We start from the raw sequence: 25,699 nt of genomic DNA, 5'->3' as shown, positions 1-25,699 counted from the left end.
GCACACTCATTACGAGTTACTCATCGAGTGCTCATGAGCTGCGTGCTCCAGTTTCTGGTCGGTGCTGCTGTGATTCGGACTGGTCGTGCTGGTCTTGCTGCCGTGCGGCGAGGTAGTCCCCCACCGGCGCATCGGCGAGCGTCACGCCCGAGCGGAGTGCCCGGGAGAATGCTCGGCGTCGCACCGCGAGCTGCCAACACTCCTGCGTGGGGTGCAGATGCGCCCCGCGACCGGGTGCCCGGTGATCCGGATCGGGCACCAGGGCCGGTCGGCCGTCGGCATCCGAGCCTGCGACCACGCGCAGCAACTCGCTTGCAGCGGCCCTGGTCCGGCAACCCACGCAGGTCCGGACGGGTCCGGGCGCAGGGGTGTCAGACGTGGTGGCCACTGCGGTCCACCCTACTCCGTGCACCCCTGTGGGGCGAAATGGGTTGTCGCCCGCCGAGTGGCGGGCGACAACCCAGTGACCTCAGTGACCTCACCGTCTCCGCGGGAGCTTCACCGCCAGCACCGAGCACTCGGCGTCGAGCAGGACCGACTGAGCCGTGGAGCCCATGAGCAGCTTGCCGACCGGGGACCGGTGACGCAGGCCGATCACGATGAGCTCGGCGCCGACCTCCGTCGCGGCCGTCAGCACGTCGTCGGCGGCCAGCTCGGTCGAGGTGAACCGGCGTACGGCGTACGGCACACCGGACGCCTCGAGCCGAGACTCCAGCGCCTCCGCCTGCGCGTCCTGGGCATAGCGTGGATCTACGAGCCGGTCGGCCCGAGTGGTGTTGACGGCGACCAGGTCGCAGCCGCGCCGCCGTGCCTCGTCGATGGCGGCTGACAGTGCGGCCTCCCCCAGCTCGTTCGGGACGTAGCCCACGACCACGGTCATGACCGCACACTCCTCTCGTCGGTGGAGACGAGCTCGTCGTCCTCCAGGTGCTCCAGGACCTCCTCGGTCTCCCTCTCCCTGCGCTTGAGCCACAGCGAGAGCGCGAAGACCAGCCCGAGCGCGGCGTACACGAACACCGCGAACGGCGACTGCACCAGCGTCACCGGGTCGCCCTGGGAGATCGACAGCGCTCGTCGGAGCTGCGCCTCGAACATCGGTCCCAGGATCATCGCCACCACCATCGGAGCGATCGGGTAGCCGACACGACGCATGAAGAACCCGATCACGCCGATCACCAGCAGGATCATCACGTCGGCGGGGATGCGGTTCACCGCGAAGGCGCCCAGCGCCGCGAAGGTGAGGATGCCGGCATAGAGGTAGTGCCGCGGGATCTGCAGCACCCGCACCCACAGGCCGACCAGTGGCAGGTTCAGCACGAGCAGCATCAGGTTGCCGATGTAGAGGCTGGCGATCAACGCCCACACCAGCGCCGCATTGCCCGAGAAGAGCTGCGGGCCCGGATCGATGTTGTACTGCTGGAACACCACGAGCATGATCGCCGCGGTCGCCGAGGTCGGCAGGCCGAGCGTCAGCAGCGGGACGAGCACGCCGGCCGCTGCGGCGTTGTTCGCCGACTCCGGTCCAGCCACCCCTTCGATCGCGCCGTGGCCGAACTGCTCCTTGCGCTCGCCCTTCGCCAGCTTCTTCTCGGCCGCGTAGGACAGGAAGGTCGACACGTCCGCGCCACCGGCGGGGATGGTGCCGATCGGGAAGCCGATCGCGGTGCCGCGCAACCACGGCTTCCACGAGAGCCGCAGCTCCTCGCGGGTCATCCAGTTGCGCCAGCCCTTGCTGATCGGGACGACCTCGACCGGGCCCTTGCGCAGCCGCGATCCGACGTAGAGCGCCTCGCCGACGGCGAACAGGCCGACCGCCACCAGGACCACGTCGATCCCGTCGCCGAGCACGGGAACGCCGAAGGTGAACCGCTGCTGCCCGGAGATCTGGTCGACGCCGATCAGCCCGATGAACAGGCCCAGCGACAGCGAGGCCAGGCCGCGGGCGATCGAGCTGCCCAGCAGCGCGCCGACCGTCAGGAACGCCAGGATCATCAGCGCGACGTAGTCGACCGGCCCGAGCTTGACGGCCCACTCGGCGGCGATCGGGGCGACGAAGGTCAGCCCCACCGTGGCGAACGTGCCCGCGACGAAGGACCCGATCGCAGCAGTCGCGAGGGCCGCCGTGCCCCGTCCCGCCTTCGCCATCCGGTTGCCCTCAAGGGCGGTGATGATCGAGGCGGACTCGCCAGGCGTGTTCAGCAGGATCGAGGTGGTCGACCCGCCGTACATCCCGCCGTAGTAGATGCCGGCGAACATGATGAACGCGCCGGTCGGGTCGAGGCTGTAGGTCAGGGGCAGCAGCAGGGCGACGGTCATCGCCGGGCCGATGCCGGGCAGCACGCCGACGGCAGTGCCGACGAAGACACCGACCAGCGCGAGGAACAGGTACTGCGGCTGCAGTGCGGTGCCGAAACCCTCCATGAGGGCGAAGAAGCTATCCACGGAGGAACGACACCCCCTCGAGCAGCGGGCCCGCGGGCAGCGAGACGCCCAGCCCACCGGCGAACGACGCCTGCAGCACCAGCGCCAGCAGCAGGCCGATCACGATCGCCCGCCACCACGGCTTGGCGCCCAGCACGACCGCGGAGCCGGAGAACAGCACGGTCGCGGCGACGGGCCAACCGGCCGGGATGATCAGGAACACGTGGACGAGGAAGAGGGCGACGAGCATCCCGACGACGCGCCAGTCGGTGTGCTCGTCGTCGGCGACGTCCTCGCCGTGCTCAGCCTCACCGCGGTGGCCGCGCAGGACGGCGGCCACGACGGCCAGACCGGACAGGACCAACGCCCCGCCGACCAGGTAGGGCAGCGCCCGGGGTCCCATCGAGCCGGCGGTGAGCGGCTCGTTGATCGAGCCCGCCCGGACCAGCGCGAAGACGCCGAGGGCCACCACCCCGCCGGCGAACCCGAGCTCGCCGACGGGGACGGTGCGCTCCGCAGGGCGCTCCTGACGCGTGGTGGTCATGGTCACTCGACCAGGCCGATGTCGCGCAGGACCTGCTGGACCCGGATGATCTCCTCGTCCACGAAGGTGTCGAACTCCTGGCCAGTGAGGAAGGCGTCGGCCCAGGCGTTCTCCTCCAGGACGCCGGTCCAGTCCTCGGTGTCGTGCATGTCGGTGACCAGCTGGGTCAGCTCATCGGCCTTGGCGTCGTCGATGTTGCCGGGGGCCACCACGCCGCGCCAGTTGGTGAGCGTCACGTCGATGCCCTGCTCGGTCAGCGTCGGCACGTCGGGCATCAGCTCGGAACGCTCCTCGCCGGAGACGCCCAGCGCCTTGAGCTCGCCGCTCTCGACCTGGGCGGCGTACTCCGCGACGCCGGAGATGCCCGCGTCCACCTTGGCGCCGAGCAGCGCGGCCAGCGACTCGCCGCCGCCGGAGTAGGGGATGTAGTTGAGGCTCTCCGGCTCGACCCCTGCGTTCTGCAGCATCAGCCCGGCGAGGATGTGGTCCGCTCCTCCAGCAGAGCCGCCCGCGATCGAGACGCCCTGGCCGCGCTCGGTCTGGTCCTCGATCAGGTCGTTGACGTCCTCGTACGGCGAGTCCGCCGGCGCCACGATGATCAGCGCCTCCTCCGTCAGCTCAGCGATCGGGGTGACGTCCTCGAGCGTGGCCTCGGACTGGTTGGTCTCCACCGCGCCGAGCATCACCAGGCCCATCACCATGAGCGTGTTCTCGTCGGTCTCGTTGGCGAGCTGGGCCAGGCCAGTGGTGCCGCCGGCGCCGGTGACGTTCTCCACCTGGGCATTGCCGACCAGGTCGTTGTCCTGGAGCACGCCCTGCATCGCGCGGCCGGTCAGGTCCCACCCGCCGCCCGGGTCGGCCGGGACGATGATGTTCAGGCTATCGATGCCGCCGTCGCCCGAGGCGTCGGCGGCGCTCTCGCCGAGGGAGCCGCAGCCGGCGAGCACGATCGCTCCGGTGAGGGCGATCGCGGAGGCGGAGAGGCGACGGCGATGGGTCCGCGTGCTGGTCATGGGTGGCACTCCTTCAAGGGGTCGTGACGGGCGTCACAAGGTGCCGGAACCGTAGGAGCGGTCGCGTCGCGGCGAGAACGTTGCGGACGTATAGGTCGTATTGGAACTTCTGGTCGAGCGGTCGGACCCGGAGACGGCGCTGTGACCTGCGGCACAATGGCGCGATGGTCCGGAAGGCGTCGTTGCGCACCCAGCTGCTCGCGCTGCAGCTGGTGATCGTGCTGACGACCGTGTGCCTGGTGGGCGTGGTGGCCACGCTGATGCAGGCCGCGCAGATCCGGGAGTCCTACCAGCAGCAGATGATCGGCGTCGCGCAGAGCGTCGCCACCCTGCCGTCGGTGGTGGAGGCGTTCTCCTCCGACGAGCCCTCGGCCACTATCCAGCCGATCGCGGAGCTCATCCGGCAGGCGTCGGGCGTCACCTATGTCGTGGTCACCGACGACCAGGGCATCCGCTACTCCCATCCCAACGAGGACCGGATCAACGAACGCGTCTCCACTGACCCGTCGGTGCCGCTGTCCGGAGAGATGTACGTCGGCACGCAGACCGGCACGCTCGGCGAGTCGTGGCGGGTGAAGCTGCCCATCAAGGACGACGACGGCACCGTGATCGGCACCGCCTCCGTCGGCATCCTCGAGTCGGAGCTGCGCGCGGACCTCTTCGACAACCTCCCCTGGCTGGCGCTGTGGATGGTCGGCGCCGTGCTCGTCGGCACCCTCGGCGCGATGTGGGTCTCGCGACTGGTGTGGCGGCGGATCTACCGGCTGGAGCCGGAGGAGATCGCCTCGCTGCTGGAGACTCGCGAGGCGATGCTGCACGGCATCGGCGAGGGACTCGTGGCAGTCGACGACCACGAGCGCGTCGTGCTGGTCAACGACCAGGCCGCGCGGCTCCTCGACCTCGGCCCCGAGGTCGTCGGCAAGCGCGCCGCTGACGTGCTCGAACCGAGCCTGCTCGCGCTGGTGCGCGCCGACGGCGAGAGCAGCGAGCGGATGCTGCTCGCCGGCGAGCGGATCCTGCTCGGCCAGCGCAGCCACGCCGAGGTCGACGGCCGGGCGGTCGGTGTCGTGCTCATCCTCCGCGACCGGACCGAGCTGCTCCGGACGCTGCGTGAGCTCGACGGGGCCCGCGACGTCACCCAGGCGCTGCGCGCCCAGGCCCACGAGTTCTCCAACCGGATGCACGTGATCTCCGGGCTGGTCGAGATGGGCCACACCCAGGAGGCGATCGACTTCATCGCCGGCACCGGCCACGGCGGATCGCTGACCGAGGCTCCGGTGGCACCCGGGATCGCCAACCCCGATGTCGTCGCCCTGCTGCTGGCAAAGACCACGACCAGCGAGGAGCGCGGCGTACGCCTCGTCGTCGACCCCGAGTCCGAGGTCGTCGACGCCGAGGGCGCCGACCTGGTCACGGTGCTCGGCAACCTGGTCGACAACGCGGTCGACGCCTGCGCGCCGGGCGGCACGGTCGAGGTGTCGCTGCGCCGGGACGACGACGGCACCGTCGTCACCGTCCAGGACGACGGCGCCGGCATCCCCGAGGCCGACCGCGACCGGATCTTCGAGTCCGGCTGGAGCACCAAGGGATCCGCCGGCACTCGCGGCATCGGGCTTGCCCTGGTGCGACGCGTCGCCCGCCGCCGCGGCGGCGACGTGGCCGTCTCCAACTCCGCAGCGGGTGGCGCGCGCCTGGACGTACGACTCCCCCACCCGGCCGGCCGCCCCACCGCTTCGCCGGCACGGAAACCGCAGGAGGCTTCGCAGACGCCGCCACGGCACCCGACACCTGCGGGAGGCGGCGGATGACCGACCGCCCCCGCGTCCTCGTCGTCGATGACGACTTCGCGGTCGCCGCGCTGCACCGGGGGTTCGTGGAGTTCCACGGCGGGTTCACCGTGGCCGGCGTCGCGCACGACGGCGCCGAGGCGCTGCGGCTCGTCGACGAGACCGACCCCGACCTCGTGCTGCTCGACGTCTACCTGCCCGACATGTCGGGGCTGGAGGTGCTGCAGCAGCTTCGCGCCCGTCCCGGCCGGCCGGTCGACGTCATCGCGATCACCGCCGCCCGCGAGCTGGAGACCGTGCGGACCGCGATGGCCGGCGGCGTGCTCCACTACCTCGTCAAGCCGTTCACCGCGCAGGTGCTCCGTGAGCGGCTCGACGACTACCTGCGGCACCGCGCCGAGATCCGGCGCACCGAGGCCCAGACGACGGCGCTCGACCAGGACCAGGTCGACCGCCTGCTCGCCACTCCGCGCAGCGCGCACCCCACGGCGACGCTGCCCAAGGGGCTCTCCATCGCCACGATGGAGGCCGTGCGGGACGCGCTCGCCGAGCACCCCGGGTCCGCCTCCGCGCAGGAGATCGGCGACCGGCTCGGCGTCTCACGCGTCAGCGCCCGCCGCTACCTCGAGCACCTCGTCGCCGAGGGCCGCGCGCGGGTGGCCCCCAGGTACGGCGCCACCGGCCGTCCCGAGAACCGCTACGTCTGGATCAGCTGAGCCGGCACGGACTCGTCCGCGAGCCGGCCGGCCGCACAGGGGCTCACTCCGGCTCGGGAGCCTCGTCGGAGCGGATGTCGATGCGCCACCCCGTGAGCCGGGCCGCGAGGCGGGCGTTCTGGCCCTCCTTGCCGATGGCGAGCGAGAGCTGGAAGTCCGGAACGACCACGCGGCACGAGCGGGTGGCCAGGTCGACGATCTCGACCTTGGTCACCCGCGCGGGCGACAGCGCGTGGCCGACCAGCTCGGCCGGGTCCTCGGCCCAGTCGACGATGTCGATCTTCTCGCCGTGCAGCTCGCTCATCACGTTGCGCACCCGCTGGCCCATCGGACCGATGCAGGCGCCCTTGGCGTTGACACCGGGGACCGTGGAGTGGACCGCGATCTTGGTGCGGTGACCGGCTTCGCGGGCGATGCCGGCGATCTCGACGGTGCCGTCGGCGATCTCGGGCACCTCGAGGGCGAACAGCTTCTTGACCAGCGTCGGGTGCGAGCGCGACAGCGTGATCTGGGGGCCGCGCATACCCTTGCGCACCGAGGTGACGAGGCACTTGATGCGCTCACCGTGGACGTACTTCTCACCAGGTACGCGCTCGCTCACCGGCAGCAGCGCCTCGAGCTTGCCCAGGTCGACCATCACGTCGTCGGGGTTGCGGCCCTGCTGGATGATGCCGGAGACGATGTCGCCCTCCTTGCCGGAGAACTCGCCGAACCTGATCTCGTCCTCGGCGTCGCGCAGCCTCTGCAGCATCACCTGCTTGGCAGTGGTGGCGGCGATCCGTCCGAAGCCCGCGGGCGTGTCGTCGTACTCCGGTCCGGCACTGCCCTCCTCGTCGACCTCGCGCGCCCAGACCGTGACGTGCCCGGTCTTGCGGTCCAGCTCGACCCTCGCGGGGTGCTGGGACTCGGTGGCGCGCTGGTAGGCGGTCAGCAGGGCCTGCTCGATGGCGTCGGCCAGCACCTCGAAGGAGATCTCCTTCTCGCGCTCCAGCATGCGCAGGATGCTCAGATCGATGTCCATCAGTCGTCCTTCTTCTCGCTCTTGCGGTTGAACTCGATCTGCACGAGGGCCTTGGCCACGTCGGCGTAGGCGACCTCGTGCTGCTCGCCGTCCACGTCGAGCGTGACGGCGGCGTCGCCGGAGGCGAGGACGCGTCCGGTCAGGATCGTGCCGTCGGTCAGCGTGGCCTTGACCAGCCGGTCCTCGTTGCGGCGCCAGTGGCGCGGCAGGGTCAGCGGCCGGTCGACGCCTCGGGAGGTGACCTCGAGGGTGTAGGGCATCTCGCCCATCACGTCGGAGTCGTCGAGCACGCGGGAGACCTCGCGAGTCGCGTCGGCGACGTCGTCGAGCGTCACGCCGCCGTCCTTGTCGACCGCGACGCGCAGGACCCGGCGCTTGCCTGCGGGAGTCAGCTCGACGGCCTCGACGTCGAGGCCCAGCGTCTTCAAGGGGTCGACCAGCTCCGCCTCGATGCGGTTCCGGGTGGCGTCCTGGTGGGGGGTGCTCATGGATGCGACCTCCTTGTTCTGTTGTCCAGAGATCACGATAGCGGCCCGGCCCGAACGCCTGTGAGTCGCCGCCGACCGGTCCGGGCCTGGCGGTCCGGAGGCCGGGTGGTGGCCTAGGGTTCGAGGGTGCCCGGACGCCCGCTCTCCCGTCGTACGACGCTGGGCTCGGCACTCGCGGCACCCCTCGCCCTGGCGGCCTGCGACATCGATCCCCCGCCGCGGGAGAGCGAGTCGTCGCCGGCGACTCCGCCTCCCCCGGAGGACTCCGCACTGGTCGCCGCCGTCGTCGCGGCGCTGGTGCGCGCGCAGTCCGTCCTCGACGCCGCGGCGGCCGCCGTGCCGAGCCTCGCCGACCGGCTGGGGCCGGTCCGCACCGCCCATGCCGAGCACCTCGAGGTCCTGGTCGGCGCGGTCCCGGAGGCCGACCTGCCCACCGCGGGCGCGGTCTCGGTGCCGGCGCAGATCCTGCCCGCTCTCGGAGCCGTCAGGCGATCGGAGCAGCGGCTGCAGCGCGAGGTGCGCGAGGGCTGCCTCGCCGCCGCCAGCGGCGACCTCGCCCGGGTGCTGGGCAGCATCGCCGCCTCGACCTCCCAGCACAGTGCCGCCCTTGCCACTGAGGTGACATCGTGAGCGCCCTGGATGCCCTGCAGGCGACGCTCGCCGACGAGCACGCCGCGCTCTACACCTACGGCGTCCTGGGCGCGCGCACCTCGCAGTCCGCGACGCCGGCCCTCTACGACGCGCTGACCGCGGCCTACCGACGGCACCGGTCACGGCGCGACCAGCTGCGCCTCCTCGTCCAGGAGGCCGGCGGCCAGCCCGTGGCAGCGGCGGCGGCGTACGAGCTCGACGGCAGGCTGCTGCGCAGCGCGCAGGTGCAGGCCGAGGCGCTGGAGCTGGAGGTCGCCGCCGTGGAGAGGCTCCTCGCCCTCGTCGCCCAGTCGTCGGGCACGGTGCGGGAGTGGGCGCTCACCGAGGCGACCTGGTCGGCGACGTGGCAGGTCGAGCTCGGCGGTGCGGCGGGGACGTGGCCGGGAGCGCCCGAGCTGGCCTGAGCAGTGCTCGCACCGAAGGACGCGACCTGGGAGCCGACCGGGAGGGAGCGTCCCGAAAATGGTGAAACGGCCCGCGGCCTCAACCATTGGGAAAGTCCCGAGATCCTTCCCAATGGCCGAGGACGCGGACCGCTCTGTGGGGTTGGTCAGCATCACCCGATTGCGGCCCCTCCTGTGGGGGCGGTGGAGCCGCATGCACAATCATGCAGCCATTTCCACGCGGTGGTAACAGAAACTCGCTTGCATGTTCTTGCAACGCACAAAGTTGCAGAGCGGGGACTCCGGGACCTCAGACTCGCGTGCGCCCCAGGGCCCGCACCGCGGCCGGGATCTCCGCCAGGGAGGTGACGCTCGCGTCCGGCTCACCCTCGGTGTGGCCCACCTGCTCGGGCGGGATGTTGCTGAGCGGGACGTGGATGGCGCGCAGACCTGCGTTGTGCGCGCCCCAGACGTCGTCGAAGAGCCGGTCCCCCACGTAGACGCACGCGGCCGGGTCGGACACGCCGACGGCGTCCATCGCGGCGCCGAAGGCCAGCGGTGACGGCTTCGTCCACGGGATCTCGCTGGTGTAGACGTCCCCGTCGACCAGGTCGTAGACGCCGTCGCGCTCGAAGAACCCCACGTGCCACTCGCGGGGCCAGATGGTGTTGGACAGCACGCCGACGCGCAGGCCCATGGCCCGGAGCTCCTCGAACATCGGCCGGGCCTCGGGATCGGTGAGCGTGTGCGGCTCCCAGAACTCGTAGTAGGCCCGCAGCAGCTCGGGGTCGTGGTCGAGGCCGGCCTCGGCGAACAGGTCGGCGATCGTCGCGCTCTGCTGGTGGTCGCGGCTGCGCCCCCACACGGTCCCGCCGGCGCGGTGCAGGCGCGCGGCGATGGCGTGGTGGTCGTCGTCGGGCGACGGCGTCTGACGTACGGCCGCGGCGAGTGCCACCGACTCGGCGTGGAAGTCGACGTCGTGCCAACGGGTGAGCGTGCCGCCCCAGTCGAAGATGACGGCCTGGATCGCTGGGTCAGCCACGCACCGTCTCCACGATGTGGGCGGCGGCAGCGTCGACCGCGACCTCCTCGCGCTCGCCGGACCTGCGGTCGCGGACCTCGACGGTGCCGTCGGCGAGACCGCGCCCGACCGTGACGATCGTGGGTACGCCGATGAGCTCGGCGTCCTTGAACTTCACGCCGGGGCTGACCTTGCCGGCCCGGTCGTCGAGGAGCACCTCGAGCCCCCGCGCAGCCAGGTCGACGGAGAGCTTCTCGGCCGCGGCGTGGATGGCCTCGTCCTTCCCGGCAGCGACGACGTGGACGTCGGCGGGCGCGACGTTGCGCGGCCAGCACAGGCCGATGTCGTCGAGCGTGCCCTCGGCGATCGCCGCGACCGCGCGCGACGGACCGATGCCGTAGGAGCCCATCGTGACGGTCACGAGCTTGCCGTTCTCGTCGAGGACCTGCAGCCCGAGCGCATCGGCGTACAGGCGGCCGAGCTGGAAGATGTGGCCCATCTCGATGCCACGGGCGGACTCGAGCGTGCCCTCGGTGCAGTTGGGGCAGGCATCTCCGTCGCGCACGTCGGCGGCCTCGATCGTCCCGTCGGGCGCGAAGTCGCGACCGACCACCATGTCGATGACGTGCGAGCCGGGGACGTTGGCGCCGGTGACCCAGCGGGTGCCCTCGACGATGCGGGGGTCCACGAGGAAGCGGATGCCGGACTTGGAGTCCTCGCCCAGCGCCTCGGGGCCGATGTAGCCCTTGACCAGCGCGGGGTGCTTGGCGAGCTCGGCCTCGTCCATGGCCTCGACCTCGATGGGCTCGAGCTGGCCCTCCAGTCGCTTCTGGTCGACCTCGCGATCGCCGGGCACGCCGATGGCGAGGGGCTCGCGGGTGCCGTCGGGGTGCTTGAGCACCACGAGCACGTTCTTGAGCGTGTCGCCGGCCGCCCAGGGCCGGTCCTCGCGCGGGAACTCGGCGTTGAGGTGGTCGACCAGGGTGTCGATGGTCGGGGTGTCGGGAGTGTCCTCGGCGTGCGCGGCGGGGACGTCGTCGTACGGCATCGCCGCGGGCGCGCGGACGGCGACCGCCTCGACGTTGGCGGCGTAGTCGCAGTGGGTGCAGCGGACGTAGGTGTCCTCGCCGACCTCAGCCTTGGCGAGGAACTCCTCGCTGGCCGAGCCGCCCATCGCGCCGGAGGTCGCCTTGACGATGACGTACTCGAAGCCGAGCCGGTCGAAGATCCGGATGTAGGCCTCGCGGTGCAGCTGGTAGGACCTCGCCAGGCCGGCGTCGTCGATGTCGAAGGAGTAGGAGTCCTTCATGACGAACTCGCGACCGCGGAGCAGGCCCGCGCGCGGACGCGCCTCGTCGCGGTACTTGTTCTGGATCTGGTAGATCGAGAGGGGCAGGTCCTTGTAGGAGGAGTAGAGGTCCTTCACCACGAGGGTGAACATCTCCTCGTGCGTGGGGCCGAGGAGGTAGTCGGCGCCCTTGCGGTCCTGCAGGCGGAAGATGTTGGGGCCGTAGTCGGTCCAGCGGCCCGTCGCCTCGTAGGGCTCCCTGGGCAGGATCGCCGGGAACGAGAGCTCCTGGGCGCCGATGGCGTCCATCTCGTCGCGGATGATGGCCTCGATCTTGCGCAGCACCCGGAGGCCGAGGGGCAGCCAGGTGTAGACCCCCGGCGCGGCGCGGCGGATGTAGCCCGCGCGGACGAGCAGGCGGTGGCTCGGCACCTCGGCGTCGTTCGGGTCGTCACGCAGGGTGCGCACGAACAGGGACGACATGCGGAGGAGGCGGCCAGTCATGGCGCAAGGATAGGTGTGTGCCCTGCTCGGCAACGAACCAGTTAGCTGCTGGGGGCAACCCGAGGTCACCGGGAGACGTCTCCCTCACGACACCGCACCGCACCACCCGACACCACACCCTGGGGAACCCATGCGCCGCTCACGTCCGACCAGCGTCCTGCTGACCGCTTTCACCGCCGCCCTCGCCGCCCTTCTCGCCGGGGCGACGGTGGTGCTGCCTGCGCAGGCGGCAGAGCCCACGGTCGAGCTGCAGCCGCACGAGCTGACGCGCGGAGCCGACATCGCGGTCCCCCACATCGAGGATGGCGACTTCGTCGACGGCACTCGGCGCGTCGAGCTCCCCGGCACCGTGGCCCGGATCATCGGCCCGTCGGGCGACGCTTGGCTGGTCGGCACCAGCAACGTGGACCGCGTGCGCAACCGGCGCGTCGTACGCGTGCGGACGGACGGCACGGTCGTCGACGTGCTGAGGAACATCGACACCTCGACCGTGATCATGTCCGCCGACGGCAGCACCCTCGCGTGGCAGCGGTTCGTCGAGCAGGGGCGCAAGGTCATCACGTACGCCGCCTCGGCCGCGGACGGCACGGTCCTGGGGTCGAAGGGACCGGGTCGCCACGTCAGCCTGCTCGACGTGGACGCGACGCGTGTGGTCCTCGCCAGCGGCACACGGGTCTTCCAGTGGAAGCCGGCGTCCGGGAACAGCAGGACGATCGTGAAGAAGATGTCCGGGCTCGCCAGCATCGAGCACGACCTGCTGAGCGTCTACACCAAGGACCCCTATCGCGGCGGGTGCACGAAGCTCGTCCGGCTCAGTGCTCCGCGCATGAAGGTCTGGAAGTCGTGCCGTGACCGGGTCGCGGCCATCTCCCCCGATGGCGAGGAGATGCTGACCTTCCACATCCTCACCGACGGGCTCGGCCCCGGCGAGATCCACCTGCGCGAGGTCGACGGCACCAGCCTGGCGAGCTACACGACCAACTGGTTCAGCGGCTGGGAGTGGGAGTCGCCCGCGACGGTGCTGCTCGCCGTCAACGGGAAGAGGAAGTTCGCCACGGTGCGCTGCACCCTGGACGCCTGCGAGAACGCAACCGACCCGGTGCCGGTGACGGCCCCCTAGGTGCCAAGCACCGTGAACGACGCGGCGGTGGCCGTCAGCACGGGATCCCCCGCGGCCACCGTGCGGGCCGCGAGCAGGGCCTCACCGAGCCCACCACCCTCGCGCAGGCTGCGGTGCAGCGCGACCATCACCTCGACGGTGGCAGCGTCGTCGACCTCGGCGAGGCTCGAGACGACGCCGGCGGTGCCCATCGACAGCAGTGCCGCGGCCAGGCCGAGCAGCTCCTGGTCGCCGACCGGCTGCATGACGCCCGACTCGCAGGCCGAGAGCACCACCCGGTGCGGAGGGCGCCGGAGCCGCTGGAGGTCGTGCACGAGCAACGGCCCGTCGGCAAGGGTGAGTGAGGAGAAGAGCGGGCTGTCCTCGCGGAAGTGGCCGTGCGCGGCCACGTGGGCCAGCGCGGCGCCCTCCAGCGCGGCGAGTGCCGCAGTGACGGTCGCGGACGGCCCGGCGATCACCACCGCGTCCGGGTCCTGCGCGGCCACCGCCGGGACCTCGGCGCCGCCGCTGCCCAGGCCAGGGCCGACGATCATGACGCGGCGGCCGTCGTCCGCGGGCTGCGCGGACCTCGCCCGCAGCCACAGCCGCGCCGACGGCGTGCTCGTGAACGCTCGTGCGGCCAGGGCGGGCAGCAGTCCCCACGGCACCGCCTGCAGGGCAACGGTGCCCGAGACCACGACCTTGGACTCGCCCAGTGCGTCCGCGGCCGGGCCGAGCAGCGCCCGCTGGAGGCGGGAGCCTGCGACATCCAGCTGGGACCGTCGGCCGCGCGCCGCCTGCCGCAGCGAGAAGAGCGCGAAGTCCACTGCCTTCGCGGCATCGCCGGCGGTACCCACCGCGACGTGGCGTACGCGGCCGCGCCCCGCCACGAGTGCGTGGAGCCTGCCCTCGACCTCGACCAGCTCGACCAGCACCGTGCCGTCCTCGGCCAGGGAGTCGAGCAGGTGCTGCACGTCCAGCGACGACGGCGCCACACCGGTGCCGCGCAGGTGGAACATGCGCTGTCGCACCGACTGCTCGAGCCGGGACGCGCGGGCCTGGAGCCGCTCGGTCGGGGCGCCGTCGGCGCCTGCTTCCGCCAGACGCCGGTGCTGGGCGCGGAGCGCAGCGAGGTCTGCGGTGGTCCGGGGGTCGTGCTGGGCGTAGGCCGACGCGACGGTGAGGGACGTGGCCCGCCACCGCTCGGACCAGCGCAACAGCTGGCGGGCGTCGCTCGAGGCGAGTGCCGTCCGGGTCCCCAGCTCGGCCAGCCGAGCGCCGTGGCCCGACGCGACGGCGCGCAGCTCCTGGCTGCCGAGGGTGGCCTGTTGCTCGTCGAGCGCCCTGAGTCCGAGGTCGCAGGCCCGCAGCACCCCGCCCGAGTCCCCCGCGATCGCACGGCGCTGGGCGAGGGCGAGCCACCCAAGGACCCGGGTCCTGCCCGACGTGCTCCTGCGGACCTGTGCTGCTTCGTCGAGCCAGGCCTCCATCAGCGCGACCGCCCGAGGCGATCGGACCGCACCGGCGAGGCGCGCACCCAGCAACAGGGCCTGCGGGAGCTCGGAGACCTGCGCCGCGCGCGACTTGGCGATGAGATGCTCCGTCCGCCGGAGTAGAGGCGCGGCGCGCTGGCCGGCCTCGGCGCGCGCGGTCAGGGCGAGGAGGTCTGCCCGCAGCTGGTGGACGGGCCGCGCCTGCCTCCCCAGGAGCCGGCTCGCCTCGTCCGCCGCTGTCGTCGCGCGCGACCAGTCCCCCGCAGCGATCGCCGCCTCCGCGACAGCCACCAGCAGGTCCGCCTCCTCCCGGCCCAGCAATGGCCGCGCGACAAGTGCGTGTTCGACGACCTCGAGCGCGTCGGTCGCCAGGCCCGCGGCCAGGAAGGCGAGGCACCGGTCCCACTCGAGATCAACGCTGGTCACCCCGATCGCGTTGAACCGCGCGCTGGCATCGGCGTACAGCTCCAGCGCCAGCGGCAGGTCGCCGCGGACGTATCCCAGCCAGCCAGTGTTGTGCTGGGCGAGGGCACCGTCGTAGTCGTCCCCGACCGACGAGGCGAGCTCGCCGAAGGCGGCGAACGCCTGCGCGGCACCCTCGAGGTCGCCCAGCCCGATGTCCATCAGCCCTTCGAGGTTGAGGGCGCGTCCTTCCCAGACGTGGTCCCCCGCGCCGGCAAAGAGCTTTCTCGCTTCGCGCAGGTCAGCGGCGCTGTCCTCGAAGCGGGCGAGCAGGTGGCCGAGGACCCACGCCCGACGCACCAGGGCGCGACCGCGGGGCACACCGCGGAGGACCGACGCAGCCTTGTCGAGCTTGCGCAGTCCCTCCGACACCCGCCCGGTCATGCTCAGCGTTCCACCGAGCGTCGCGAGCGCGTCGCCCCACCGCTCCTCGTCACCCGACCGCCGCGCCAGGCGCAGCGCCGTACGCAGCTCATGCAGCGCCGCATCCGTATCGCCGCGGTCGCGCAGCACGATGCCGACGACCTGGTGGCCGATCGAGGACACCGCCGGATCGGAGTCCGGGACGAGGGTGTCGAGAGCCGCGGCTCGCGAGGCCTCGGGATCGGCGAAGACGGTGCGCAGCAGCTCCTCCGCCTCGCCCCTGGTCATCATGGTCGGGCCATCCTCGCCGATCGCGCCCTCCAGTTGCCACGAAATCGCGACGGCCTCGCCCGCGGGCCGCTAGCGTCGCGCCATGGGTGACTGGAAGATCGGCAGCGACAAGCGACGACGGACCACCGACCAGCTCCGCGACTTCCGCGAGGCGGCCGGCGGGCAGGTGGAGTGGGACACCGAGGCACCTGCCGACTTCACGTTCGTCTACCACCCCGACCGGGTGCTCGTGAGGTCGGCCGATGCGGACGCGTTCGACCGCGGCATCGCCCAGCTCGACGAGGGTGTCCTCAAGGGCACCCCTCGCCGGGACGCGGAGCTCCTCGACGGCGAGCTGCTGCGTTACGTGCTGCCCGAACGCGGCGACCGGCAGACCGTGCCGGACATCCTGGACCTGCTCGAGGAGAACGGCATGCGCCGCGGCGCAGCATCCCCCGATCACTGGGTGCACGTGACGCCGGGCGGACCCGGGACCATGTGCCCAGCGGTCGAGCCCGAGGAGACCGGTCTGAAGGAGCCCTGGCCGCCCGAGGCCCCGCAGGGTAAGGGCGGCGAGGTCGGCGTCGTGGTCGTGGACACCGGCTGGCACCCTCCGGCCGCGACCGACCCGCGTACACCGTGGCTGAAGGGTGTGGAGGGCGACGACGAGCTCAACGGCCCGGACCTGCGGCCCTACGCCGGGCACGGCACGTTCATCGCCGGTGTCGTCCGGTGCGTGGCGCCGGAGACGAAGGTCTTCGTCGAGGGGTTCGCGATCGGCGGTGTCGGTGGCGGAGGCGTCCTGGAGTCCGACCTGGTCCTCCAGCTCGAGGAGGCACTCACCCACGACCCGCAGGTCATCAACCTGTCGGCCGGGTGTCGCACCCGGATGGACCACCCGTCCATCGCGCTCGACACCTTCTACCGGACCCGGCTGCGCAAGCGGGACTGCGTGCTCGTGGCCGCTGCCGGCAACGACTCCTGGTCGGCGCCCTTCTGGCCGGCCGCCTTCGAGTGGTGCGTCGGGGTCGGCTCGCTCGACCGCGACGGCCGCGTGTCCGACTTCTCCAACTTCGGGGTCTCCGCCGACGTCTACGCGCTCGGTCGCAACCTGGTCAACGCGTTCCCGGACGGCACGTTCGAGTGCCACGAGAGTCCCGACAAGGGCGACATCCGCGTCTTCAGCACCGGCCTGGCGCGCTGGAGCGGCACGTCCTTCGCGGCGCCGCTCGTGGCGGGGATGATCGCGCGGGAGATCTCGCGGACCGGGTCATCGGCAGCGGAGGCGCGGGACGCGGTCCTGGCGACCTCGACCTACGACTCCGACCCGATGGTGGGGCCCCACCAAGAGTTCGACCTCTCCGACTACTGAGGATCAGATCTCGACCCAGCGGCTGCTGGCGACGGCCTGCCCGCGGCGGACCGTGAACCGGATCGACCCGGTGGCCTCGGCCTGGATCGAGAAGAAGCCCACCTCGTCGAGCCCGGTCGTCCAGGACTCGCCGGCGGCGGTCTCGAGCGTGACCTCGACCCCGGACAGGTCGTCGAGGTCGAGCAGCTGGCCCCTGACCTGGTCCCCGTCGATCTCGGCCTCGAGCGACCATCCCTCGGCAGCGTTGAAGTAGAGCATCCGGGCGGTGCCGAGCCCCCGCACCTGCGCGGCCGGCTCGTCGGCCGAGTCGCGGACCAGGACGAGCAGCTCCCACTCGTCGTCGAGGTCGGCGGCCGCGACGGTGGCGATCATGGTCGCGGTGAGTCCGGGCGGCGGCGGGTCGACCAGTCGCCACATGTCTCGAAGGTCGTCCAGGAGGCGGTTGTCCCCAGTCGTCATCGCTCGCCTCCTGTCGTCAGTGCGGTGCGTACCTTGGCCAGGCAGCGTGCCCGGGTGGGGCCGATGCTCCCGACTGGCATGTCGAGGTCCTGGCTGAGGGAGTGGTAGTCGGGTCGGTCCATGAAAGCGATGACGCGCAGCAGCTTGCGGCAGCGTTCGTCGAGGGTCGTCACGGCTCCCCACAGCCGTGACGCCTCGTCGTCGAGCACCGCGACCGTCTCTGCCGACACCTCGTCGGGCAGGACGGAGGCGAGCGTCTCGTCCTCCACCGGGGCCGCACGGCGTGCGGTCCTGGCATGGGCGGCTGCGCCGCGCCTGGCTGACGTGATCAGCCAGGACGCGACCGCCTGCGGGTCCTCGATGGTCTGGTGGAGGCGCACGAAACCCAGCCACGTCGCCTGAATGACGTCCTCAGCCGATTCGCGGTCGTGTCCGTAGGCCCTCACCACGTGCCACAGAACCGGAGTCATCGCGGAGACCAGATCGTCCACGGCGGTGGCGTCCCCTGCACGCCACGCCACGAACGCCCCCCTGGCCTTGTCCCACGGCGACTCTTCGAGCTGCCCCCCAGCTCCTCGGTGCTCTGACATGGTGACCATTGTCCCCATGTCAACTCAGGTAGGGGCAAGTGCCGTGCTGATACATCGGCGCCGAACTTTTTTTCTTGCCGTGGCGTCTCATGCTCGAACACACTCAGTTCCGTGAGCCACCACGCACGAGCCGCCCTGGTCACCATCGCCCTGCTGCTGGCACCGGTGGCGCCAGCCACTGCCTCTGCACCCGGCCTCGAGCCCGGGTCGCTCCCCCGCGGCGCCGACCTGGCCCGGCCGTACATCGACGGCGCGACGATCGTCGACGGCGCCCGCCGCATCGACGTACCCCTCGAACGCCCGGAGCTGGTCGCCCCGGCGCGAGGGGGATACATCGTGCGTGACCGCCGCTTCGCCGACGCGGTGTTCCTCGATCACGACGGCGCGAAGCGCAGGCTGCCGGGTGCCGACGAGGACACCATCGTCAGCACCGACGGTCGGCTCTACGGCACGGCGTCCCTCGCCGGCGACGGGGTCACGGCTGTCGGCGTGCGTCGAGTCAGGGACGGCAAGCGGCTTGCGTCGCGTGTCTTCCGGAGCTGGGTCGACGAGAACGTCGGCCGCTTCGCGCACCCCGTCGACCTCTCGGGCGACCGGATGCTGATCGGGGGCGACGGCGGCCGGGTCATGGTGTGGAACTGGAGGCGCGACACACTGCGCACCGTCATCGACGACAAGTGGCACCTGCAGGTCGGCAGCCTGGACGAGGACATCGCCGCGGGGTGGACGGCACCCGGCGAGCACTGCACGTTCGTCGCGCGGCTCTCGACACCCCACCGACGCCTGTGGAAGTCGTGCGACGAGCGCGTGGTCGCCCTTTCCCCCGACGGCCGCCGGATCGTCACGACCGACCGGCGCGTCGACCCGTCCTTCGGAAGGGTCCGGCTGCTCATCCTCCGGACCATCGCGGGCCGGCAGCTCGGCCGCTGGACGGCCGAGCGCTTCACGGACATCGTCTTCGAGACCGACACCGCAATCAGCTTCCGGGTCGACGGCACGACCCGCACGGCGATGGTGCGCTGCTCCGCGAGGCGATGCCAGGCCGCGTCGGACCCGGTTCCGCTACCGGAGTAGCGCTGCCGGAGTGATCCCGCTCAGAACATGAGGGTCGCGAAGGTCGCCGTCTGCTCGAAACCGACACGTTCGTACGCCGCGCGGGCGGGCGCGTTCCACTCGTTGACGTAGAGCGAGACGACCGGCGCCATCCCGGAGCCGAGCACGTGGGAGACGACGGCGGCCATGCCGCTGACCGACAGGCCCTGCCCGCGGCGGTCGGGACGCACCCACACGCCCTGCACCTGGGCGGCGTACGGCGTCACGCAGGCGATCTCGGCCTTGAACACGACCCCGTGCTCGTCGAAGCTGGCCAGCGACCAACCCCGACCGATCAGCTGCTGGACTCGCGCGCGGTAGAGGTCGCCCCCACCCGCGTCGTTCTCGGGCGAGACGCCGACCTCCTCGGTGTACATCGCCACGCACGCGGGGTAGAGCGCCTCGAGGTCACCAGGCGTCGTCAGCCGTACGTCGGCCGCGGGCGCCACCGACGACAGGTGGTGCATCTCCAGGTGCGGCTGGCGCAACCGGATCTCCCGCGGTCGCGACCACCGCGCCTCGACCAGGTCCCACAGGGCCGCGACGACGTCGTGGGGACCGACCATGGTGCCGACGGTGCCGCGGCGGCGCAGCGCCACGTCGGCGAACGCGCCCACGTCGTCCGGGCTGCACTGCACGGGTACGAGGTTGGCGCCCAGGTGGCAGCCGGCGACCAGCTCCTCGCCCTCGAACCGGCCCCAGACCTGCCCGCCGAGCCACCGCTCGTCGAGGTTGGTGAGTCGGGCTCGGTAGTCGGCGAAGACGTTGACGACCGGGTCCTGCTCGGCGAGCGCCACGAACCGGTCCCGGTCGCCCGGGCCCAGCACGCGCACCTGCTCGCGGGTCCTCAGCACGTCGCGAGCCTAAGGCACGGCTCTCAGCTGACGCTGACCGTCGCCTCCGCGCCGTCGACCGGCTCCATCCCCTCGGCGAGGCGCATGGCCTCCTCGATGAGCGTCTCGACGATCTGCGACTCGGGCACCGTCTTGATGACCTCGCCCTTGACGAAGATCTGTCCCTTGCCGTTGCCCGAGGCGACACCGAGGTCGGCCTCCCGGGCCTCGCCGGGTCCGTTGACGACGCAGCCCATGACCGCGACGCGCAGCGGCACCTCCAGCCCGTCGAGGCCGGCGGTGACCTCCTCGGCGAGCTTGTAGACGTCGACCTGGGCGCGTCCGCAGGACGGGCAGGAGACGATCTCGAGGCGGCGCGGCTTGAGGTTGAGCGACTCGAGGATCTGGAGGCCGACCTTGACCTCCTCCACCGGGGGCGCCGACAGGGAGACGCGGATGGTGTCGCCGATGCCCTGGCCGAGCAGGTGGCCGAACGCGACCGCGGACTTGATGGTGCCCTGGAAGGCCGGGCCGGCCTCGGTGACGCCGAGGTGCAGCGGCCAGTCACCGGCCTCGGCCAGCAGCTCGTAGGCGCGCACCATCACGACGGGGTCGTTGTGCTTGACGGAGATCTTGAAGTCGTGGAAGTCGTGCTCCTCGAAGAGGCCCGCCTCCCAGACGGCGGACTCGACGAGCGCCTCGGGGGTGGCCTTGCCGTACTTGTCGAGGATCCGCTTGTCGAGCGACCCGGCATTGACGCCGATGCGGATCGAGGTGCCGCGGTCCTTGGCCGCCCGGGCGATCTCCTTGACCTGGTCGTCGAACTTGCGGATGTTGCCCGGGTTGACCCGCACCGCCGCACAGCCGGCGTCGATCGCCGCGAAGACGTACTTGGGCTGGAAGTGGATGTCGGCGATCACGGGGATCTGCGAGTGCTGCGCGATCTGCGGCAGCGCGTCGGCGTCGTCCTGGCTCGGGCACGCGACGCGGACGATGTCGCACCCGGTGGCGGTGAGCTCGGCGATCTGCTGGAGCGTCGAGTTGACGTCGGAGGTCAGCGTCGTGGTCATCGACTGCACCGAGATCGGCGACTCGCTGCCCACGCCCACGGACCCCACCTTGATCTGGCGGGTCTGGCGGCGCGGAGCCAGCACGGGCGGGGGGAGGGCAGGCATGCCCAGGCCGACGGCAGTCATGGCGTCAGTCTAGGAGGCGGACCTTCCCTGGCCCGACTCGGCGACGTTCAGCTGATGTGGAGCGGGACCACGAAGTCCGCGACGATCAGGACCACGCCCATGACGAGCATCGCCAACCCGACGACGTACGCGACCGGCAGCAGCTTGGCGACGTCGACGTGGCCGGGGTCGGGGCGACCGCGCAGCCGGGCGACGCCGCGCTTGAGACCTTCGTAGAGCGCACCGGCGATGTGGCCGCCGTCGAGCGGCAGCAGCGGCACGAAGTTGAACATGCCGATGAAGAAGTTGAAGCTCGCGATCAGGAAGAGCAGCGTGACGAGCTTGTCGAGGAGGGGGAAGTCGTCGCTGGACGCGGCCTCACCGGCGAACCGGCCACCGCCCACGATCGAGACGGGACTCTGCGGGTCGCGCTCCTGCAGCCCGACGACCGCGCGACCGACCTCGTAGACCTTGACCGGCAGCTGGCCGAGCGCCTGGACCGTCTCGACCGTCATCGTCCCCATCTGGCCGGCGGTGTAGAGCAGGCCACCGGTCCGGAGGTGGCTCTCGGGCTGCACACCGAGGAAGCCGACCTCGGTGAGGGTCTGGTCCTCGATCGAGGTCCGGCGCAGGGTGACGGTGGTGTTGGTGGTCAAGGTGAGCAGCTCGCCGTCGCGGCGGACCTCGATCACCGCGTCGCCGTCGGCGTTGGCACGGATCTGCGACTGGAAGCTGTCCCAGTCGCGGAAAGGCGCACCGTTGAAGCTGACGATCTCGTCGCCTTGCCGGATCCCGGCCTCCTTGGCCGGCGTGGCGGGATCGGCGGCGGTGCAGTCGCGCCCGAGCTCCTCCACCGGGATCACGCACTCGGGCACCGACGCCACCGTGGGCTCCACGACCCGGTCGCGCGGGTTGCCGTACGTCGCGAACAGGATCGCGAACAGGGACAGGGCGATGGCGATGTTGACCATCGGCCCGCCCGCCATCACGATCACCTTCTTCCACCACGGGAGGCGGTAGAAGAGCCGGTCGGTGTCGTGCTTCTTGACGTACTCCCACTCGGCGGCGCGGGCGTCGGAGATCAGCTGCGTGAACAGGCCGGTGTTGGAGCGCCGCACCTTGTGCACCGCTTCGCCGTCCTCGTCGTACGTCGTCTCCTCGACGAGGCCGGCCGCCCCCGGGGGCAGCATCCCGACGATCTTGACGTAGCCGCCGAGCGGGATCGCCTTGACGCCGTACTCGGTCTCGCCGATCTGCTTGCTCCACACGGTCGGTCCGAAGCCGATGAACCACTGCGGCACCTTGCAGCCGAACTTCTTGGCCGGCACCAGGTGACCGAACTCGTGGAGCCCGATCGAGACGAGGATCGCCACGACGAAGGTGACGACACCAAGGGTGTAGAGCACGGCGGTCATGCAGGCGAGTCCTTGTCAGGTGATGAGGGCAGCGGCCTCTGCGCGCGCCCAAGCATCGGCGGCGAGGACGTCGTCCACGGTGAAGTGCTCCCTCGATGGTACGTCGTGCGCGTCCAGGATCCGCGAAACCGTCGTCACGATGTCGGGAAAGCGCAGCCGGCCCTCGTGGAACGCGTCGACGGCGACCTCGTTGGCGGCGTTGTAGACCGCCGGGGCGGTGCCGCCGCGCTCCCCCGCCGCCCGGGCGAGGGTGACCGCGGGGAACACCTCGTCGTCGAGGGGCTCGAAGCGCCAGTCGGAGGTCTTCGTCCAGTCGATCGGCGTCTCCGCGTCGGGGACCCGGTCGGGCCAGGCCATGCCGATGGCGATCGGCACCAGCATCGTCGGAAGCCCCAGCTGCGCGACCGCGGCCCCGTCGACGAACTCGACCATCGAGTGGATGAGCTGTTGCGGGTGCACGACGACGTCGATGCGGTCGAAGGGGACGTCGAAGAGCAGGTGCGCCTCGATCACCTCCAGACCCTTGTTGACGAGGGTCGCGGAGTTGGTGGTGATCACCCGGCCCATCGCGAAGTTGGGGTGGGCCAGCGCCTGCTCGGGAGTGACGTCGGCCAGCTCGGCGGCGCTCCGCCCGCGGAAAGGGCCGCCGGACGCCGTCAGCACGAGACGTCGTACCTCACCGGCGGAGCCGGCGCGCAGGCTCTGCGCGATGGCGCTGTGCTCGGAGTCCACGGGGACGATCTGGCCCGGCCGGGCACGCTCCTTGACGAGTGGTCCACCGATGATGAGCGACTCCTTGTTGGCCAGGGCGAGGGTGTTGCCCGCGTCGAGCGCGGCGAGCGTCGGCCGTAGTCCGACCGCCCCGGTGATGCCGTTGAGCACGACGTCGCACTCCCGTGCGGCCGCCTCGGTCGAGGCGTCCTCCCCCACCCCGGCGTACGCCGGTGCGAACTCCGCGACCTGGGCGTCGAACAGCTCGGGCTGGGAGCCGCCGGCGGTGAGCCCGACCACCCGGAACCGGTCGGGGTTGGCCCGGACGAGGTCGAGAGCCTGGGTGCCGATGGATCCGGTCGAGCCGAGGATCACGATGTCGCGGACAGTCACCCGGTCAGTTTGTCAGGATGGGCGGCGTGGATGATCACGACCGCCAGATCGCTCACGCCGAGGCCCTGCTGGAGCTCGGCCGTGGCGAACAGGCCGAGCGATCAGTGCGCGGCGCGTTGGCCACCGACCCGGGCTCAGCACACCTCGTGCACCTGCTGGCTCGTGCGTTGCTCATCCAGGGCCGACCGGCGGAGGCTGTGCACCCCGCACGAGAGGCGGTTCGACTCGATCCCCACGAGGTCGAGCACATGATCCTGCTTGCCGCGGTGCTGCTCGAGGCCAGACATGCCCATGACGCCTACGACGTCGCCCTGCGGGCAGTCGCGCTCAGCCCGGATGACTGGACGACTCACCTGGTTGTGGCCGGCGCCCGTCTGGACATGGGCGGGGAGGACTCCCGGCGGGTGGCTGAACTGGCTGCCCACCGAGCAGTGACGCTCGCCCCCCATGAAGCCGACGCACACAACATGTACGGCATCACCCGGTGGCGGGCCGATGACGTAAAGACAGCGGAGAGGGCCTTCAACAACGCTCTGGCCATCGATCCCCAGCACGCCCACGCCCAGCGCAACCTCGCCTCCCTCCAGCTCGACCGAGGCGAGCTGGCGGACGGCGCCCTGACTCTCAGCCGGGCCCTGGCCACGAGCCCCCAGGAGGACGAGCTCCACGCGAGCCTCGGGAGAGCTGCTGCGACGGTCTTGTTGCACACGGCACTGGTCGCGGCACTCACGACGATCATCCTCGGCACCTTGTACTTCTGGATCCCGTCTTCAGTGTTCGTTCCCCTGGCCGGCGGCGCCGCATTCGCTGCGGTTGGCCCGCTCGTCCCGCCCTTCAGGAACTTGCCTCGAGGCTCGTGGCGCCTGATGGTTCCGCGCCGCACCACGCGACATGAGCTTCCAGTCCTGATCTTCGGATGGTCCGTGCTGGGAGTCTGTGGCGTGGCCTGGTTTCCCCCGTCCCGGGTTGCCCTCATACTCGCCCTCTCGACCCTCGCTGCGCTGCTCGCGCTCGGGGTTCTCCTCATGATGCGATCGGTCGGCCCGAACTCGCCCGAGGAGTCCTGACGTGATCGGGGACTGGCGAGCGATCGCCCACGCCGAGAGCCTCCTCGACCTGCGCCGCGACGTCGAGGCCGAGCAGCGTTTCCGCGACGTGCTCGCCACCGACCCCGAGTCGGTGCCGGCGCTGCTGGGCCTGGGCCGGGCGCTCAATCGCCAGGACCGGCACGAGGAGGCCGAGCAGGCCGTCCGCAGCGCTCTGGTGCTGGCGCCGGAGCACGAGGGCGGCTACCACGTGCTGACCGACATCCTCTGCGACCGCCGCGACGGGGCGGGAGCGCTCACAGCCGCCGAACGGGCGGTGCAGCTGGCTCCGCACGACTTCACCTCGCACTACCAGTACGCCCGGGCGCTGCTGGCCCTGCCTCGACCCCGGGTCCGGGACGCGTACGACGCGGGGGTGCGGGCGGTGAACCTCGCGCCGCACAACCCCGACGCCCACAACCTCGTCGGCCTGTGCCTCGACGCGCTCGGGAACCCCGCCGGTGCCCAGGCCGCCTTCCGCAACGCGCTGGCCATCGACCCGCACCACACCCTGGCCCAGAACAACCTCGCCGCCACCGAGCTGGACCGCGGCCAGCTGCGGCGCGCGGCGGGGCTGCTCCGTTCGGCGGTCGGCAACGACCCCCAGGAGAAGCGCCTCCACCAGAACCTCGACATCGTGCTGTTCCTGCTCGGCAGGCGGGTGGTCTGGTCGCTGTTCGGCGCGGCCATCGTGCTCGGCATCCTCCTGGCCACGGAGGCGCCGTGGTGGACCCGCGCGGTGAGCGGACTGGCCTACGTCGCGGTCGTGGGGCTGCTGGTCCACCGGGTCCGCGAGCAGCTCCCCCGTGGCGTGAGCCAGTGGGGTCGAGGTATCTGGGGCCGGGCGCGCTGGCAGGGCAAGTACCTCATCGGCCTGCTCCTGCTCCTGTCCGTCGGCGTCCTGCTGCTCGCCTTCGCGCCCCACTCCGTGGCGGTCGCCGCGGGGATCATGCTGGGCGGCGTCCTTCGGGTCCTGGGCATGGTGTGCGTGATCGGGTGGATCGGCTACGCCGCGGTCAATCTGGTGCGCGGCAGGTGATCGTCCTCCTA

General features: G+C 71.3%; 25 protein-coding genes. 9 read left to right on the top strand and 16 right to left on the bottom strand.

Annotation, left to right across the window (positions count from 1 at the left end):
• Window positions 1-31: 31 nt before the first annotated feature.
• From J3P44_RS14745 to J3P44_RS14725, 5 genes are all read right to left on the bottom strand, one after another.
• On the bottom strand, window positions 32-340 hold the full coding sequence (locus J3P44_RS14745) for a YlxR family protein (protein ID WP_255891619.1): 309 nt from the start codon (window positions 338-340) through the stop codon (window positions 32-34).
• A gap of 138 nt (window positions 341-478) precedes the next feature.
• A complete protein-coding gene (locus J3P44_RS14740) occupies window positions 479-880 on the bottom strand; it encodes a universal stress protein (protein ID WP_255891192.1) in 402 nt (133 codons plus the stop codon).
• Window positions 877-2,442 (bottom strand): tripartite tricarboxylate transporter permease, encoded by a 1,566-nt coding sequence (locus tag J3P44_RS14735; protein WP_255891191.1) that lies wholly within the window; start codon window positions 2,440-2,442, stop codon window positions 877-879. The genes J3P44_RS14740 and J3P44_RS14735 overlap by 4 nt, the downstream gene beginning before the upstream one ends.
• Window positions 2,435-2,965 carry a tripartite tricarboxylate transporter TctB family protein gene (locus J3P44_RS14730; RefSeq protein WP_255891190.1) on the bottom strand — a complete coding sequence of 177 codons (531 nt, stop codon included), beginning with the start codon at window positions 2,963-2,965 and terminating at the stop codon, window positions 2,435-2,437. The genes J3P44_RS14735 and J3P44_RS14730 overlap by 8 nt, the downstream gene beginning before the upstream one ends.
• A gap of 2 nt (window positions 2,966-2,967) precedes the next feature.
• A complete protein-coding gene (locus J3P44_RS14725; RefSeq protein ID WP_255891188.1) occupies window positions 2,968-3,978 on the bottom strand; it encodes a Bug family tripartite tricarboxylate transporter substrate binding protein in 1,011 nt (336 codons plus the stop codon).
• Window positions 3,979-4,142: 164 nt separating this feature from the next.
• Here J3P44_RS14725 and J3P44_RS14720 point away from each other — a divergent pair, with 164 nt between their 5' ends.
• Together J3P44_RS14720 and J3P44_RS14715 are read left to right on the top strand one after the other, a co-directional pair.
• Window positions 4,143-5,786, top strand: a complete 1,644-nt coding sequence (locus J3P44_RS14720; RefSeq protein WP_255891187.1) for an ATP-binding protein — start codon at window positions 4,143-4,145, stop codon at window positions 5,784-5,786.
• A complete protein-coding gene (locus J3P44_RS14715) occupies window positions 5,783-6,481 on the top strand; it encodes a response regulator (protein ID WP_255891186.1) in 699 nt (232 codons plus the stop codon). Before J3P44_RS14720 ends, J3P44_RS14715 begins: the two co-directional genes overlap by 4 nt.
• 43 nt (window positions 6,482-6,524) lie before the next feature.
• On the opposite strand, the gene nusA is transcribed toward J3P44_RS14715, so the two are convergent.
• Together nusA and rimP are read right to left on the bottom strand one after the other, a co-directional pair.
• Window positions 6,525-7,502 (bottom strand): transcription termination factor NusA, encoded by a 978-nt coding sequence (gene nusA / locus J3P44_RS14710; RefSeq protein WP_255891185.1) that lies wholly within the window; start codon window positions 7,500-7,502, stop codon window positions 6,525-6,527.
• Window positions 7,502-7,990, bottom strand: coding sequence for a ribosome maturation factor RimP (gene rimP, locus J3P44_RS14705; RefSeq protein WP_255891184.1), 489 nt, complete (start codon window positions 7,988-7,990; stop codon window positions 7,502-7,504). Before rimP ends, nusA begins: the two co-directional genes overlap by 1 nt.
• A 126-nt stretch (window positions 7,991-8,116) precedes the next feature.
• Here rimP and J3P44_RS14700 point away from each other — a divergent pair, with 126 nt between their 5' ends.
• A complete protein-coding gene (locus J3P44_RS14700; protein WP_255891183.1) occupies window positions 8,117-8,620 on the top strand; it encodes a hypothetical protein in 504 nt (167 codons plus the stop codon).
• Window positions 8,617-9,045, top strand: a complete 429-nt coding sequence (locus J3P44_RS14695; protein ID WP_255891182.1) for a DUF4439 domain-containing protein — start codon at window positions 8,617-8,619, stop codon at window positions 9,043-9,045. The genes J3P44_RS14700 and J3P44_RS14695 overlap by 4 nt, the downstream gene beginning before the upstream one ends.
• 289 nt (window positions 9,046-9,334) lie before the next feature.
• On the opposite strand, the gene J3P44_RS14690 is transcribed toward J3P44_RS14695, so the two are convergent.
• Both J3P44_RS14690 and J3P44_RS14685 read right to left on the bottom strand, forming a co-directional pair.
• The gene (locus tag J3P44_RS14690; protein WP_255891181.1) at window positions 9,335-10,066 is read right to left on the bottom strand and encodes an HAD family hydrolase; all 732 of its coding nucleotides are present in this window, start codon (window positions 10,064-10,066) and stop codon (window positions 9,335-9,337) included.
• Window positions 10,059-11,837: a proline--tRNA ligase gene (locus tag J3P44_RS14685; RefSeq protein WP_255891180.1), complete on the bottom strand. Its 1,779-nt coding sequence runs from the start codon at window positions 11,835-11,837 to the stop codon at window positions 10,059-10,061. The genes J3P44_RS14690 and J3P44_RS14685 overlap by 8 nt, the downstream gene beginning before the upstream one ends.
• Before the next feature lie 130 nt (window positions 11,838-11,967).
• On the opposite strand from J3P44_RS14685, the gene J3P44_RS14680 reads away from it, so the two are divergent.
• The gene (locus J3P44_RS14680; RefSeq protein ID WP_255891179.1) at window positions 11,968-12,957 is read left to right on the top strand and encodes a hypothetical protein; all 990 of its coding nucleotides are present in this window, start codon (window positions 11,968-11,970) and stop codon (window positions 12,955-12,957) included.
• Here J3P44_RS14680 and J3P44_RS14675 read toward each other — a convergent pair.
• Window positions 12,954-15,545, bottom strand: a complete 2,592-nt coding sequence (locus J3P44_RS14675) for a CHAT domain-containing protein (protein ID WP_255891178.1) — start codon at window positions 15,543-15,545, stop codon at window positions 12,954-12,956. The genes J3P44_RS14680 and J3P44_RS14675 overlap by 4 nt on opposite strands.
• An 82-nt stretch (window positions 15,546-15,627) precedes the next feature.
• Here J3P44_RS14675 and J3P44_RS14670 point away from each other — a divergent pair, with 82 nt between their 5' ends.
• The gene (locus J3P44_RS14670; protein WP_255891177.1) at window positions 15,628-16,896 is read left to right on the top strand and encodes a S8 family peptidase; all 1,269 of its coding nucleotides are present in this window, start codon (window positions 15,628-15,630) and stop codon (window positions 16,894-16,896) included.
• Between the two features lie 3 nt (window positions 16,897-16,899).
• On the opposite strand, the gene J3P44_RS14665 is transcribed toward J3P44_RS14670, so the two are convergent.
• A complete protein-coding gene (locus tag J3P44_RS14665) occupies window positions 16,900-17,355 on the bottom strand; it encodes a hypothetical protein (RefSeq protein ID WP_255891176.1) in 456 nt (151 codons plus the stop codon).
• Window positions 17,352-17,945, bottom strand: a complete 594-nt coding sequence (locus J3P44_RS14660) for an RNA polymerase sigma factor (RefSeq protein ID WP_255891175.1) — start codon at window positions 17,943-17,945, stop codon at window positions 17,352-17,354. Before J3P44_RS14660 ends, J3P44_RS14665 begins: the two co-directional genes overlap by 4 nt.
• A gap of 111 nt (window positions 17,946-18,056) precedes the next feature.
• Between J3P44_RS14660 and J3P44_RS14655 the strand changes: the two genes are divergently transcribed.
• Window positions 18,057-19,019 carry a hypothetical protein gene (locus tag J3P44_RS14655; RefSeq protein ID WP_255891174.1) on the top strand — a complete coding sequence of 321 codons (963 nt, stop codon included), beginning with the start codon at window positions 18,057-18,059 and terminating at the stop codon, window positions 19,017-19,019.
• A 20-nt stretch (window positions 19,020-19,039) separates the two neighbouring features.
• Here the strand turns inward: J3P44_RS14655 and J3P44_RS14650 are convergent, their stop codons facing one another.
• Genes J3P44_RS14650 through dxr form a run of 4 tightly spaced genes read right to left on the bottom strand, consistent with a single transcriptional unit; the run spans window position 19,040 to window position 23,564 of the window.
• Window positions 19,040-19,891 (bottom strand): GNAT family N-acetyltransferase, encoded by an 852-nt coding sequence (locus J3P44_RS14650; protein ID WP_255891173.1) that lies wholly within the window; start codon window positions 19,889-19,891, stop codon window positions 19,040-19,042.
• A gap of 23 nt (window positions 19,892-19,914) precedes the next feature.
• Entirely contained in the window at window positions 19,915-21,066 is a 1,152-nt protein-coding gene (gene ispG, locus J3P44_RS14645) for a flavodoxin-dependent (E)-4-hydroxy-3-methylbut-2-enyl-diphosphate synthase (RefSeq protein WP_255891172.1), read from the bottom strand.
• A gap of 47 nt (window positions 21,067-21,113) precedes the next feature.
• Entirely contained in the window at window positions 21,114-22,460 is a 1,347-nt protein-coding gene (locus tag J3P44_RS14640; protein ID WP_255891171.1) for a M50 family metallopeptidase, read from the bottom strand.
• Between the two features lie 15 nt (window positions 22,461-22,475).
• The gene (gene dxr / locus J3P44_RS14635) at window positions 22,476-23,564 is read right to left on the bottom strand and encodes a 1-deoxy-D-xylulose-5-phosphate reductoisomerase (RefSeq protein WP_255891170.1); all 1,089 of its coding nucleotides are present in this window, start codon (window positions 23,562-23,564) and stop codon (window positions 22,476-22,478) included.
• A 26-nt stretch (window positions 23,565-23,590) separates the two neighbouring features.
• Here dxr and J3P44_RS14630 point away from each other — a divergent pair, with 26 nt between their 5' ends.
• A complete protein-coding gene (locus tag J3P44_RS14630) occupies window positions 23,591-24,631 on the top strand; it encodes a tetratricopeptide repeat protein (protein ID WP_255891169.1) in 1,041 nt (346 codons plus the stop codon).
• Window position 24,632: 1 nt separating this feature from the next.
• Window positions 24,633-25,688, top strand: a complete 1,056-nt coding sequence (locus tag J3P44_RS14625) for a tetratricopeptide repeat protein (protein WP_255891168.1) — start codon at window positions 24,633-24,635, stop codon at window positions 25,686-25,688.
• Window positions 25,689-25,699: the final 11 nt, after the last annotated feature.

The sequence above is a fragment of the Nocardioides astragali genome, assembly GCF_024436375.1.
Taxonomy (GTDB): Bacteria; Actinomycetota; Actinomycetes; order Propionibacteriales; family Nocardioidaceae; genus Nocardioides; species Nocardioides astragali.
The sequence above is the reverse complement of the archived record's forward strand: the minus strand, read 5'-3'. Positions and strand labels throughout refer to the sequence as shown.

Excerpts from the sequence above, each read along its gene's own strand:
- J3P44_RS14720 (WP_255891187.1), top strand. The coding sequence starts at position 4,143 with ATGGTCCGGAAGGCGTCGTTGCGCACCCAGCTGCTCGCGCTGCAGCTG.
- J3P44_RS14715 (WP_255891186.1), top strand. The coding sequence starts at position 5,783 with ATGACCGACCGCCCCCGCGTCCTCGTCGTCGATGACGACTTCGCGGTC.
- J3P44_RS14660 (WP_255891175.1), bottom strand. The coding sequence starts at position 17,945 with ATGTCAGAGCACCGAGGAGCTGGGGGGCAGCTCGAAGAGTCGCCGTGG.
- J3P44_RS14685 (WP_255891180.1), bottom strand. The coding sequence starts at position 11,837 with ATGACTGGCCGCCTCCTCCGCATGTCGTCCCTGTTCGTGCGCACCCTG.
- J3P44_RS14670 (WP_255891177.1), top strand. The coding sequence starts at position 15,628 with ATGGGTGACTGGAAGATCGGCAGCGACAAGCGACGACGGACCACCGAC.
- nusA (WP_255891185.1), bottom strand. The coding sequence starts at position 7,502 with ATGGACATCGATCTGAGCATCCTGCGCATGCTGGAGCGCGAGAAGGAG.
- rimP (WP_255891184.1), bottom strand. The coding sequence starts at position 7,990 with ATGAGCACCCCCCACCAGGACGCCACCCGGAACCGCATCGAGGCGGAG.
- J3P44_RS14640 (WP_255891171.1), bottom strand. The coding sequence starts at position 22,460 with ATGACCGCCGTGCTCTACACCCTTGGTGTCGTCACCTTCGTCGTGGCG.
- J3P44_RS14665 (WP_255891176.1), bottom strand. The coding sequence starts at position 17,355 with ATGACGACTGGGGACAACCGCCTCCTGGACGACCTTCGAGACATGTGG.
- J3P44_RS14740 (WP_255891192.1), bottom strand. The coding sequence starts at position 880 with ATGACCGTGGTCGTGGGCTACGTCCCGAACGAGCTGGGGGAGGCCGCA.
- J3P44_RS14725 (WP_255891188.1), bottom strand. The coding sequence starts at position 3,978 with ATGACCAGCACGCGGACCCATCGCCGTCGCCTCTCCGCCTCCGCGATC.
- J3P44_RS14730 (WP_255891190.1), bottom strand. The coding sequence starts at position 2,965 with ATGACCACCACGCGTCAGGAGCGCCCTGCGGAGCGCACCGTCCCCGTC.
- J3P44_RS14680 (WP_255891179.1), top strand. The coding sequence starts at position 11,968 with ATGCGCCGCTCACGTCCGACCAGCGTCCTGCTGACCGCTTTCACCGCC.
- ispG (WP_255891172.1), bottom strand. The coding sequence starts at position 21,066 with ATGACTGCCGTCGGCCTGGGCATGCCTGCCCTCCCCCCGCCCGTGCTG.
- J3P44_RS14675 (WP_255891178.1), bottom strand. The coding sequence starts at position 15,545 with ATGATGACCAGGGGCGAGGCGGAGGAGCTGCTGCGCACCGTCTTCGCC.